This is a genomic window from Sporocytophaga myxococcoides (assembly GCF_000775915.1).
Taxonomy (GTDB): domain Bacteria; phylum Bacteroidota; class Bacteroidia; order Cytophagales; family Cytophagaceae; genus Sporocytophaga; species Sporocytophaga myxococcoides_A.
The window spans coordinates 111,139-124,067 of the sequence record NZ_BBLT01000011.1 but is presented as its reverse complement, the minus strand read 5'-3'; the positions used below and the strand labels follow the sequence as shown (position 1 = coordinate 124,067).

At 34.0% G+C, this 12,929-nt stretch carries 10 protein-coding genes; 5 read left to right on the top strand and 5 right to left on the bottom strand.

Going from position 1 to position 12,929, the window contains the following annotated elements:
- The 4 genes from MYP_RS21250 to MYP_RS21235 all read right to left on the bottom strand — a co-directional run bounded on the left by MYP_RS21250 (nucleotide 1) and on the right by MYP_RS21235 (nucleotide 4,476).
- The gene (locus tag MYP_RS21250) at nucleotides 1–186 is read right to left on the bottom strand and encodes a hypothetical protein (RefSeq protein ID WP_045468042.1); all 186 of its coding nucleotides are present in this window, start codon (nucleotides 184–186) and stop codon (nucleotides 1–3) included.
- A gap of 517 nt (nucleotides 187–703) precedes the next feature.
- Nucleotides 704–1,522 carry a DUF4249 domain-containing protein gene (locus MYP_RS21245; RefSeq protein ID WP_052430415.1) on the bottom strand — a complete coding sequence of 273 codons (819 nt, stop codon included), beginning with the start codon at nucleotides 1,520–1,522 and terminating at the stop codon, nucleotides 704–706.
- Between the two features lie 6 nt (nucleotides 1,523–1,528).
- Entirely contained in the window at nucleotides 1,529–3,886 is a 2,358-nt protein-coding gene (locus MYP_RS21240) for a TonB-dependent receptor (protein WP_045468039.1), read from the bottom strand.
- A gap of 101 nt (nucleotides 3,887–3,987) precedes the next feature.
- Nucleotides 3,988–4,476, bottom strand: a complete 489-nt coding sequence (locus MYP_RS21235) for a GbsR/MarR family transcriptional regulator (RefSeq protein WP_045468036.1) — start codon at nucleotides 4,474–4,476, stop codon at nucleotides 3,988–3,990.
- Nucleotides 4,477–4,886: 410 nt separating this feature from the next.
- Here MYP_RS21235 and MYP_RS21230 point away from each other — a divergent pair, with 410 nt between their 5' ends.
- From MYP_RS21230 to MYP_RS21220, 3 genes are all read left to right on the top strand, one after another.
- On the top strand, nucleotides 4,887–5,918 hold the full coding sequence (locus MYP_RS21230) for an LLM class flavin-dependent oxidoreductase (RefSeq protein ID WP_045468033.1): 1,032 nt from the start codon (nucleotides 4,887–4,889) through the stop codon (nucleotides 5,916–5,918).
- A 376-nt stretch (nucleotides 5,919–6,294) separates the two neighbouring features.
- A complete protein-coding gene (locus MYP_RS25505) occupies nucleotides 6,295–8,409 on the top strand; it encodes a PAS domain S-box protein (RefSeq protein ID WP_052430414.1) in 2,115 nt (704 codons plus the stop codon).
- A gap of 78 nt (nucleotides 8,410–8,487) precedes the next feature.
- Nucleotides 8,488–9,288 (top strand): bestrophin-like domain, encoded by an 801-nt coding sequence (locus MYP_RS21220; protein WP_045468031.1) that lies wholly within the window; start codon nucleotides 8,488–8,490, stop codon nucleotides 9,286–9,288.
- A gap of 331 nt (nucleotides 9,289–9,619) precedes the next feature.
- Here MYP_RS21220 and MYP_RS21215 read toward each other — a convergent pair whose 3' ends face one another.
- Nucleotides 9,620–10,294, bottom strand: coding sequence for a carbonic anhydrase family protein (locus tag MYP_RS21215; RefSeq protein WP_045468028.1), 675 nt, complete (start codon nucleotides 10,292–10,294; stop codon nucleotides 9,620–9,622).
- A gap of 859 nt (nucleotides 10,295–11,153) precedes the next feature.
- Here MYP_RS21215 and MYP_RS21210 point away from each other — a divergent pair.
- Together MYP_RS21210 and MYP_RS21205 are read left to right on the top strand one after the other, a co-directional pair.
- On the top strand, nucleotides 11,154–12,284 hold the full coding sequence (locus MYP_RS21210; RefSeq protein WP_045468025.1) for a T9SS type A sorting domain-containing protein: 1,131 nt from the start codon (nucleotides 11,154–11,156) through the stop codon (nucleotides 12,282–12,284).
- A gap of 31 nt (nucleotides 12,285–12,315) precedes the next feature.
- On the top strand, nucleotides 12,316–12,822 hold the full coding sequence (locus MYP_RS21205; RefSeq protein WP_045468022.1) for a hypothetical protein: 507 nt from the start codon (nucleotides 12,316–12,318) through the stop codon (nucleotides 12,820–12,822).
- Nucleotides 12,823–12,929: the final 107 nt, after the last annotated feature.

The window sequence follows — 12,929 nt, the reverse complement described above, 5'->3', positions numbered from 1 at the left end:
CTAGAAGCCAATAAGTATTTGAAAGGTTGAAAATGCTGTTATAAACAAAACTATATCATCCAATTCACGAACCGATTGTAAAATGGTTGGGAACAAATGTAATCTTTCTGAAACAGCACTTTTATTTTCATAACTTCTTCTGTTATCTGTCAATTCAATTGGTAGTATTTGTAAATTTCCGGTCATATTGGCCTTCTGTAAATTGAATGCTTCAGCTTAGGTATTGTGAAAATTCTTCCTTCAAATCAATATTGGCGCTATACCGATAATGATTCTTGCAGCTTTAATTAAATAAGATTCTGTCAGAAGAATTAGCTACTTGAAAATCCTTAGTTGAAGTATTTGACTGCATGAACGTTATTTTCAGTAAAACGTTTCGCTGAATCAATTAATGCACTAAAGGTATAGGTAAACGAAAATTTTTAAGCCACAAAATCATATTTACCAGGAATATATGTATTCTGACTATCAAACCTTTTACGGTAAGAAAACGGAAAAATGATGCTGGATATTTAAATAGGATTTAATTTCAGCGTACTGTTTCGTGCAGATAATAATTTCTATCCTTGCTTCAACCCTACCAGCGCTACGTTTAGACTAATAAATAGTTTCCAAAAATTAATTCATTATATACTACCCTTTCATAGAAAAAAGGAAATCAGGTCCATCCCTGATTTTCCTTATTAAGAAAGCGTAATACTAATTACTTTACGATAATTGTCCTGGAGGTGACAGAATGTGCACTGAAATAACCTAGTGCAGGCTTGGAAATGTTTGTAGGGGGGTTGGACGGTGTTCTGGACGGACCTCCATCAGCAATTGCATCCACTCCTCTTAAATAATTAAAGGTACTTTCATTGATAGATAAGAGAAGTATCGTAACAACATCGCCTGATTTGAATGTCTGATAACTATCACCCTCCCCATCTTCAAAGATAGGCTGTGTAAATCTTTGCCCATCGCGATAATCATCGTTTAAAATGTGTATTCCATCAAGTGTATCCCCATTGAATACTTCAAGAACCCTATAATAGTTTTTTATCCCTTTAGGATCCCTGAAATCTATTTTTACATATTTTGCCGTATCAGGGCCTCCAAAGAGAAAATAGTCAATAGATATGCTATCTATAGCGACTGGCTGTGGCATAACAGATTGTCCAGTATAAGTTTTTCCCTGATCACCAACGCTAAGCGTATATGTATTGCCAGCTATACCAACAATTGAATTAGTTTCATAAAGACCAGGCCCAACTTGATTCAACGTATCTATGTTACCCATATTGTCAGAGATAACAACAGTAGCACCATTTACAGGAGGGAAAACATTTGGTTCATCAAAATTAACTTTTCTGGTAATCTTAACTTTGTATGGTCCTGGCTGATCTGTTACCGCACCTTCTATCACGATGCCTGCATCCGAATCTCTGAGCTTTAGGTCTATGACCTTTTCACATGAAGATAAAAGAAAAGATATCGCTGAAATAAAAGCAATATATGCAAACTGACTATATTTCATTTCCATATATTATCAGAATTTAAAATTATAAGTAAAAGATGGTACCATTTTAAAAAGTGTCACTTTGACTGCTTCCGTTTTAGATGCATCTGCTTCATTCTGTCTGAAATAAATCATATACGGATTGGCTCTTCCATAAAGGTTATAGATAGAAAACGTCCAGCTGGATTCAAATTTCTCAGTTTTCTTCCTGATCCAAGTAGCTCCGATATCCAGACGATGATAATCCGGCATTCTGTCCTGGTTCCTATCTCCGTAATAAAAGAGCACTCTGTTATCTGCATAGTATTTACCACTTGGATATGTAATAGCGTTTCCTGTATAATATACCCAGGAACCTGATAACGTCCACTTAGAAGATAACTCGTAAATTCCTACAACAGAAATATCATGACGTCTGTCCTGCTTAGCAGGATAGTAGGAACCTTCATTTATAAGATCAAATTTTCTTTCCGTTTTTGATATTGTATATCCGATCCATCCATTAAATTTTCCATACTTCTTTTTCAAAAAGAACTCAATACCATAGGCTCTGCCTTTACCAATCAGTATTTGATTTTCGACATTATTATTCAGACCAAGCTGTGCATTGTTTTTAAAATCTACCTGGTTCTGCATGTCTTTGTAATATGCCTCAGCAGAAAACTGATATTTGTTCTCATCAAAATTTCTGAAATACCCTACAGAAACCTGATCTCCTATTTCCGGTTTTACATATTTACTTGTAGGTATCCACTGGTCAGTAGGGCTTCCGGAAGTACTGTTGCTTAGCAAATGAACATTCTGGGTGGTTCTGCAATAGGCAGCCTTAATTGAAGACCTTTCATTGAATACATAACTTGCAGCAAATCTTGGTTCAAGGTTTACATAAGTTTTAACAATCTTTCCGCTTGCATATGATGAGGTGTCAAGTGTATTCCCATTTTTATCGATATCAAGAAAATCACCAGGACCAAGCACAGAGAAAGAAGTTAAACGAAGTCCATAAACTAAGTTTAACTTCTCTGAATACTTAAAATCATGAGAAATATAAGCTGCATTTTCCCATCCTACTTTATTGCTTAGTTTCTCTTCATTTTCGGTATTATCTGACTTTGTCGTAACTATACCAGGGACAACTTTAAGGTAAGAAGTAATCGCTCCAAAATTAAGTTTGCTTCTGGCACTGGGGACATATTGAAAATCCTGTTTTAGCTGATTATTATTGATCTTAGAGATAATAAATAATGACGTTCCGCTAAAGTCAAGTTTTATTCTGTATCTGTAATCAGAGTGAATTAAAGATGTGCTTGAATACCATTTATCATTGAACGTGTGCATCCATTTCACAGTTGCTGCTGCATTACCCCAGTCGAAATTGAATAACTTTTTATATCCTAAAACATCTCTTCCAAAATATCCGCTTATAAAAACTCTGTCTTTCTCTCCAAGACGAAAAGTTAGTTTACCATTCAGATCATAAAAATAAAGCTTTGAGTTCTTAAGACCCTCCTCAGGTGAAAGCTTCAGGAATAAGTCTGCATAGGACCTTCTGCCTGCAAGCATGATAGATGCTTTATCCTTAATAATCGGAGCTTCTATATTTAACCTTGAAGAAATAAGACCTATTCCTCCGTTTGCACTTAGCTTTTTATAATTGCCCTCATTAGACCTTATATCCAATACTGAAGACAATCTTCCGCCAAACTGAGCTGGAATTCCTCCTTTATAAATTGTAAGATCGTTAATAGCATCAGAATTAAATACAGAGAAAAAGCCAAGCAAATGTGATGCGTTATAAATGGGAGCATCATCCAACAATACTAGGTTCTGATCTACACCTCCACCTCGAACATAAAAACCGGCAGTACCCTCCCCGGATTTAACACCTGGAATGAGCTGAATGGATTTAATAATATCTTTTTCTCCCAACAACACAGGTATTTTATTAATCTCTTTTACCTCAAGCTTTTCAACTCCGATTTCTGCTTTAGTAATGTTGTCGTTTTTCTTTTCAGTAGTAACAATTACTTCCTTAAGTTCATCAACATCTTCGGACATTGATATATTTATTGTAACATCCTTTACAAGCTCTACTTTGATTTCCTTAGATTTATACCCAAAAAAATTAACCAACAAGGTATAATTGCCTTGTGGAAGGTATAAGAAGTAATATCCATTTTCATTGGCTACAGTGCCTGTTACTGTTTCTTTAACAGAAACTGTTGCACCTGTTAAAACCTCACCTGTTGCATTATCTTTAACTATCCCGCTGATAGTGTGTTTAATCTGTGAATAGCTTTTAGCAGAAACTAAATAAACTAACACCATTAATAAAAGTCTGCCTTTAAATGCGGAGAGACTTAAATTGTAAACTTTACTCAAAATCATGTAAACTTAATTCCTCTATTGTAATGATGTCGTCCAGAGTTAAACCTAATGTTAGCTTTGGTTCTGGAAATCCTGAACTAAATTAACTAAAATAAAGAACTTCATTTAACTTCTTTATTTTTTTTATGCTTCTGCTCCCATTTTTTAAAAATCGCCGGAACTTCATCATTGAAGAAATCGAAAAAATCAACGATTTCGTATAAGGACTGGTTAAATTCTTTTGTGGATTTAGACCTTTGTTTTATAACTTCCTTGAACAGAGTACTTATTTCAGAAATTTCTTCCATCTTCTTTTTCATATCCTCCTTCCAATTAAAGATTTTTAACCGGAAATATCTTTTTCTCACACCAGAATAAGTGATGTATTCAATTCTATTTAAAGAAATAAGAAGGTTCAGAGAGGCACTTGTAGAACTTTTGCTAATTTTTAAACTATTCTGAATTTCTTCGAAGGAAAGTTCGGTTTTATCAGAAACCAGCAAAAGACCTAATATTCTGGCAGGTACAGGTTGCATTCCTGATTTTTCGTGGGCCACTCCCAATTTCTCAATAAGCTCACGTTGCTTTGATGTTAGAATCGACTCATTCATACAGATTATTTGTGATCAAGCATTTACAAATATATGCATAGTCATTGGCTTAGTACAAATTTTCCGTGGGTCTAATGTTTTTGTTTTATAGCCTTTTGAAGCCCACTTAATATTTGTCCGGTGAAACCTTATTTTTCACAACACTATTTGGGGGGGGCGGCCTGAGGTCGTTTCATATTTAGCCAGAAGGGCATTTGAATTAAAAAAAGAGAATCTGTATATGTCAATTAACATAGATTAGGATGGAAACCGAGTGAGATGATCGAATTTAAACCATAAACTTTTCCTCACTTAATAACTGATAATAAAAACTACTTATCAGGTAATAAATAAAATATAAAAGTAACTCACAAACACGCACCATCAGTAAGTCGTTCTTTTCCTATCTTTACAAGAAAAAAATAGAACTTATGGAACTCGGCATAGGCATGTTTGGCGATAATCATTATGATCAGAATGGACAACCTCTTCCTGCAGGAGAGCGTTTACGTGAGCTGATCGAGGAGATAAAACTGATGGATGAGGTAGGCCTCGACTTTTTTGGCATCGGGGAGCATCATCGCCCTGATTATGCAGTATCTGTACCCGAAATTGTGTTGGCTGCAGCTTCCACTGTTACCAAGCAAATTAAATTAGGCAGCGCTGTGACAGTGCTAAGCTCATCCGACCCGGTTAGAATCTACCAAAGCTTTGCTACCATCGATCAGATAAGCAATGGTAGAGCAGAAATTACTGCCGGAAGAGGAAGCTTTATAGAATCATTCCCTATCTATGGATTTGATTTAAAAGATTACAATGACTTGTTTGAAGAAAAGTTGGACCTTTTACTTAAAATAAATACACAAAACCCTATATCCTGGAAAGGCAAATACAGGACATCATTAAACAACCAGGAAGTATTACCAAGAGCAGTAAACGATCGGTTAAAGATATGGGTAGCAGTTGGAGGCACTCCTGAATCAGTTCTACGCGCCGGGAAGGTTGGCTTGCCAGTAATCTTTGCTATCATTGGTGGGAATCCTGCACAGTTCCAACCATTATTCCAGTATTATCAGGATGTGTATCAGCATTTCAATCATGATATGACCAGATTTCAGGTAGGCGTACACATGCATTGTTTCTTCGGAGAAGATAGTAAGAAAATAGCAGATGAATACTTCCCTGTCTATTCTGAACAGATGAATCGTATTGGCCGGACACGAGGCTGGCAGCCATTTTCCCGCAGCCAATTTGATTATGGCCGTGGACAAAATGGTCATCTTATTATTGGCGATGCAAGTGAAGCAATCGACAAGATCCTTGAGCTGAACGAACTATTCGGACTCACCAGATTTTCAGCCCACATGGATGTAGGGGGCCCCTCCCATACATCTCTTATGAAATCGATTGAAATTTTCGGAACCAAAATAGCACCAAAAGTGAGGGAAGCATTAAAAAAATAGGTCTCCATGATAATAATGCTCATCTACGTCAACGCATAAAGAATCTGTACATAAAGAAACTTTCTTTGACTTCCACAGATTTTCATTGTTCAATAATAACTGGAATAATATTTTTAAAATCTATAGCGAGTTAAAGCTAATAACGATGATTATTTATGACAAAGCCTCTTATTATCAAGAGGCTTTTTTATTGACCAAACTAAAAGGCGATAGGATCTAAGACGGTGTTAGCATTGCTCAAAACAATTAAAGTAATTTTTTTATTTAAATATTATAAAGAAATACATAGCCATTCATTTTCGGAATGATTTAAAAGAGAAAAAATTGTTTACTTAAACATCGAAAATAATTTATCAGTGGCATTTCTAAGAACCGCATGAAAAGTAAAGAGCCTCGGATTAAATTGTCGGAAAACAGTTTTAAAGCAGTCACTGAATTTGCTACAGATTCCATCTTTATAGCAGATGAGAATTCAACAATATTGTATTGTAACAAGAAGGCACTTGAACTATTTGGCTACCAACAAGAAGAAATCATTGGAGAAAGCTTAACTATTCTAATGCCTCAAAGACATCGTAATGCTCACTTAAAAGGAATAAAAAGATTTATTAACAGCGGTCAATCAACATTGATAGGGAAAACATTTGAGATATCAGCTATACATAAAAATCAATTTGAGTTTCCTATCGAGCTATCCCTATCAGCCTGGACAGAAAAAGGAAAATATTATTTTGCAGGAATAATCAGAAATACTTCTGAAAAACATAAAATTATGAAGGAAATGGAAATCCTTCAGACGATTTCTGCTTCAATAAGCAAAGCTGATAATTTCAATAATGCTCTAAGTCTGACTATCAAGTTTATTTGCCAGGAAGCCGGATGGAATTGCGGAGAAGCTTGGGTTTTAAACAGGGGTAAATACATAATTGAATATGCTCCGGTATGGTATATGAGTGAAGAAAAATTTTTACCATTTTTCGAAGTAAGTAAGCTAGCTACATTCAAGATTGGTGAAGGAATGACCGGAAGTGTATTCCTGAATAAAACGGTATGGAATCCAGATATAACAAGCCACGACAGTGATTTTAAGAGAAAAGAAATTGCAGCACAAGTAGGTCTAAAGAGTGCCTTAGGAGTGCCAATTGTAACACATGAAGGTGAAGTTTTCGCGTCCCTGATGTTTTACTTTACCGAATCGAAAGAAGAGGATATTATTTTCACAAGAGTTGTAACATCTCTTGCAATTCAACTGGGAACGTTTCTTGAAAAAAAACAAACAGAAGAAAGATTAAAGCAATCAAGAGATTTCTACTTAACTATCTTAGAAGATTTTCCTGCATTGATCTGGAGAACAAATGCTGATGGAGCACCTGTATATTACAACAAAACATGGTTAAAATTTTCAGGAAGTTGCCTGGAAGATGAATTAAAAAAGGATTGGTCGGCCTCTATACCAAAAGAAGATTACGAGCGGTTAATGACCACTTTTGATAATGCCTCAAAGAATAAAAGTGCATTCGAAATTGAATTAAGGGTTAAAAGGTATGATGGACAATATAGATGGATCTTAAGTTTAGGACGTCCATTTTATGATATCGATAAAAATTTTAAAGGATACTTAGGCGTATCTTATGATATAACAGATCAAAAAAGAAATATCTCCAAGTTAAACCAGTCTAATCTGGAGCTTCAAAAAACCACTGAAGAGTTGATGGAAACTGAAGGTATGTTGCATAAATTGAATATGGAACTCGAAAAGAAAGTAGAAGCTCGCACAAAAGACCTGAATGAAAAAAATGACTCCCTTCTGAAAATAAACACTGATCTTGATAATTTTATCTATACTGCATCACATGATCTAAAAGCCCCTATAGCAAATATTGAAGGATTGACAACGATGCTTGATGATGTTACTTCTGACCCGACATTTAAAAAAAAAGAAGTTATCTCTCTCATTGAGATGATCAAGACATCCATTTCCAAATTAAAAAACACCATCATGGACCTGACTGAAATCTCCAAGATCCAAAGAATGGAAAAAGATGATATTGCTCCTCAGAATTTGAGTGAAATAATTGATGATGTGCAGATACTCCTCTTTGACCAAATTAAAAAAAATAATGCTGAGATAAGCTTAAATTTAGAAAATTGTCCTACTATAGAATTTTCAAAAAAAGATCTGAGAAGTATTGTAATGAATCTGCTAAGCAATGCTATAAAATACAGATCAGAAAGAACGCCTGAAGTATCAATTAAATGTTATAAGCAAGACAATTATGCCATTCTATCTGTCTCTGATAATGGCATCGGAATAGATTTGAAGCACACTAAGCTATTTAAGATGTTTAAAAGATTTAATACAGAAACAGAGGGAACGGGTATAGGATTATACATAATTAAAAGAATTATAGACGATGCAGGCGGCAAAATAGAAGTAGAAAGTGAAAAAGGTAAAGGTTCTACTTTTAGCGTATACTTTAAACAACAATAAGCATCATCTTCAGCAATAATGAATAGACGTTAAACTTAAACACTTAGAATTAAAAGTCAATTCTAATACCATATAATTATGACCTTTTATCTGGCTGGTTTAAATCCTTTCTTATTATTTGCACTGATCTTCTTAACGATTTCGATCATCTCTATCTGCACCTTGATTTTTGTGCATAAATTCTTTCATACTATTGAAAATAAATTAAACGCATCAAGGTTTATCGTTCCATTTTTCACCATCAACGGAGCCATTCTCGGTTTTCTATTAGCAATGGTTTTAGTTGAAACTTGGAAAAATTATCAGGATGAGAAGGAAAACATTACAACTGAAATGTCTAATTATCTCAACATCTATAGAAATGCCAGAGGTCTGGAACATTCAGATTGTATATTAGCTCAAAACTTTGTTAGGCAAATTATTAAAACAACAATTGAAATATCATGGCCTGAAATGGAGAATGGTGGTAATGGAACTGCGGTAAGTAAAATTATAAATGATTTTCAGCTTTATGTATTAAAGCTAAAAACGAAAAACGTGGAAGAAGAAGATACCCGAAAAATATTGCTTGAAACTCTGATCAAAGCATCTGAACTAAGGAGGCACAGGTTACTTAAATCCAGTCAGAATATAGTACCAGAACCTATGTGGATTATAATATTCTGTTGCATATTCATTTCTGTCTTTAGTGGTTTTTTCTTTGTGATTAAACCTATCCAAATACATATCATATTAACTCTTCTGCAATGTGCAATGATAAGTTTTGTCCTGTTTTTGATTATTACTTTTATGTATCCATACAGAGGACCTATGAAAATAGGACCACAGGATTTTGAAAGACTTTTATATAAGTCAATTCCTAATGTAGATAAAAGCTGAATGTTACCTTGAAGAATAAATATTCATGTGGATAAAAAACTTTTACAAAAGTGTTTAAAAAAGGATTATTAAACTTTAAGAAGTCCTCAGGTAATCATCAAACACATCTAATACTTAACCTTATAATACTTGACAAGGCAATTAGAATATAAATGTAAAATATTAAATGTAGTAATTTCTATTTAGCCCTTTTCTTTTTTACTTATTGAGGACCAATGAAACATAATAAAAAATATTGATTGCTCTTGAAAGTTGATATTGGCAGTGAAAAATTAATTATGTAAGGGAAACTGGCTTGTAATTCTACAAGCCAGGTAATAAAGAGGAATGGTTATTTGATAAGGCTTTCTTCTGCCTCCATTTTAACATTTGCTTCTATAGTTTCATCATAAAAGGTCACTAATCCTGATCCAACATCATACATTCCCCCCACTAAACTAACCTCTCCATTTTGGATCATATTGCTAAGTATAGGACTTCTTTCCTTAATTGCATTTACTGTTAGCCTTACATTAAGATCTGCAACCTTCTCAACAAATTCTGAATTAGAAGAATTTCGATTTTCCTTAATAGTGTTTTCACAATCTATAGCGGGTTTTATCTTATCTAATAATGTTGTAAGACTTCCCAACTTTGCATGATCACAAGCACCTTTAATTGCACCGCACTTTGTATGTCCCAATACCACTATAATCTTTGCACCTGCCAATTTGCATGCAAACTCCATACTGCCAATTATATCATCATTTAGGATGTTGCCGGCAATGCGGATACTAAATATATCTCCAAGCCCTTGGTCAAAAATTAACTCAGCAGAGGTGCGTGAATCGATGCAGCTTAAAATTACTGCAAATGGATGTTGACCATCAGAAGTTTCATTCACCTGTTGTAGTAGGTTACGATTTGCCTTCAGATTATTAATGAATCTTTCATTCCCCCTTTTTAACAGTTCAAAAGCCTGTTGAGGCGTTATAGAAGCTTGCATTTCTTTGGTTAATGTCTTCATATCTCTACTTTTTTACAGCTTAAAATTTTAATACCACACTACTTTGTGGGTAAACAAAAATATTATTGCCACATTAAGATGCCATAAGGCTCAGATTAGAATTTCATTAGAATTGTTTAAAAAATAATTTCGTATTACTATTCCCAGATTCTTATGCCATTAATTTTTCCCTATGAAGAATATTAAATACTAAAAAAAATATCCGTATGGAGATTCACTTGTCGAAATTCGTTCAGTTCATATTCAATCCAAGGTTTATTGATCGGACGCTTTGTTAAATTAGACCCAAAGGAAAGGTTGATAGAGGCACTCTCAATCGAATGAGAATTATTTAAGAAAACTTTTTTTAATTTAATCTAGAAAAACTAGGAAAAACTAAGGAATCTCAAATCAACATTTCTTTTTTTTTTAACTTCTTAATATCCTTTTGTAACTGTAAAATTATACTTACCAAAACATAGTTAACCGATTTTTAATTGAATTACTAATAGACTATCTTCAGTAGAATAGATGTAACTTTTGATTTTGCTCTTAATCCACAATGGATAAATATTGATATAATTATCCATATGATACAATGCAGTACCTTAACCATATTTTTTACAAAACGAATTCCAGAAGCAGGCTTGTTATAGTCTAAGAATGGAGAAAAAAAATGATATTACAAGATATCGAAGTAAGTCATTTTTAATACTAGCTCTATCCTGAAAAATCACAAATATGGAAATTAATTTAATTCTAAAAAGATCTTACGAAGAGCTTTGGAATTTAAATACCCCTTAGCCAGTTGAACTTTAATAAACTAGCATTTAGTCTCTCATTTTTTTACTACATTTGAGTACTAAAACTTGTAATTTTTATGAAATCAGCTTACCGCCCTGAGTTTATAATTATTATAATGGCAGCCTTTTCCTTATACTCTAGTGCTTTTGCGCAATGCCATTTTAATAACCTTGTTGTTAACAGTGATTTTTCTGCTGGCAACATGGGCTTTTCTTCATCATATCAGTTCTGTGATAGCGAAAATTGTCTTTATGCAGAAGAAACATATACCGTTGCTCATAATGTTGAAAAATATCACCCTGGATTTTCAGGAGCAGACCATACAACCAATAGTGGGAACTTCTTAATAGTAAATGGAGCAGGGACTTCGGAGACTGTTGTCTGGACTCAGACTATAAACGTTAATCCCCAAACTGAATATAATTTTTCTGCATGGGTAACCAGCTTAACTTTAGGAGATGTAGCCCAACTACAGTTTTCCATAAACTCAGATATTCTGGGAAGTATTTTTTATGCTCCATCTTCTGTGAATACTTGGGAAAACTTTGACATAATGTGGAATTCCGGTAGTGCTACAACTGCCACTATTACAATACTGGATCAAAACACCACTGCAGGAGGAAATGACTTTGGGATAGATGATATAAAATTTGTTGAAAGCTGCGCTCTTCCTACTCATTTTCTGGATATAAGTGTAATTAATAAAAGCCCTGTCACTCTTCTAATGTGGAGGACATTATCAGAAAGAGCCAGTAACTATTTTGAAGTACAAAGATCTTCAGATGGAATTAATTTTGAGTCTATTGGAAAGATAAAAGCAAAAGGGAGTTTTGGATCTATTGCGAACTATTCTTTTGAAGATATAAAGGGAATACCTGGACCTTCCTATTACAGAGTTGTTGAAATTGATGATGAAGGCAGGAGGGAAACGTCATCCATAGTGACAACGGAAGAGAAGGTTGAAATAAATGTTTTTCCCAATCCATGCTCAGGTAAACTCAATATTTTTTTTGAGGGCGGGTATTATAATTCAGTAAATATCAAACTAAACGATTTAGCTGGAATTGATATACCACTTGATAACAAAATCCTTGAGGCTAATTCTGTTAAAAAAGTATTGGATCTCTCTTGTTTAGCCCCGGGAGTATACTTCCTGAATATAGAAACGGGATCAGGATGGGCATCTGAAAAGGTAGTAATACCGTAATAGTTTATCTGATTCAAATATTAATAAACCTATGGAGAACCTGTTATTCAACATTGCGTTAGTATTTCATATAATTATCAATTTAATAGTTCAAACTGGAAATAAATTTTCTGAAATGGAAGAACTAATAAGATATAGAAAATATGATTTTCCTTCATTGGTCAAAGAATTTGGCATAAAGGATAATGAAATAGATAAAGAAGTAAGCTATATCAAACTGAAGGGTTTATCCAGAGTTCATAAACCGGATACTCTTCCAGGATATTTTTATTTCATGGGAGATAAGCTTACAATGATATATATAAATGATGATACCCGTTTAGGTAATTTGTCCTTAAAGAAAATTGCTTCAGAATATGGTGAGGGCCATCGTCTCTCGTCGCGAGCAGGTAAGACGAGTAACTTATATGTATATCCTGAGGAAGGTTTTGCTATTTCTGTTACCCACGACCAAATAGACTTTATTGAATTATTTCCTTCGACAACCCTTGACGATTACAAAAGTAGAATTCATAAGGATGTTGTTTTTATTAGGTAATTTGAATAGCCAAAGTAAAGGCTGCTTCTATTAAAGGCTGGAGATTCATATTTCCGTTGTGGTATGATTTTTTGGTTTGATATATCTGATTTAATTTTGTGAGGAAG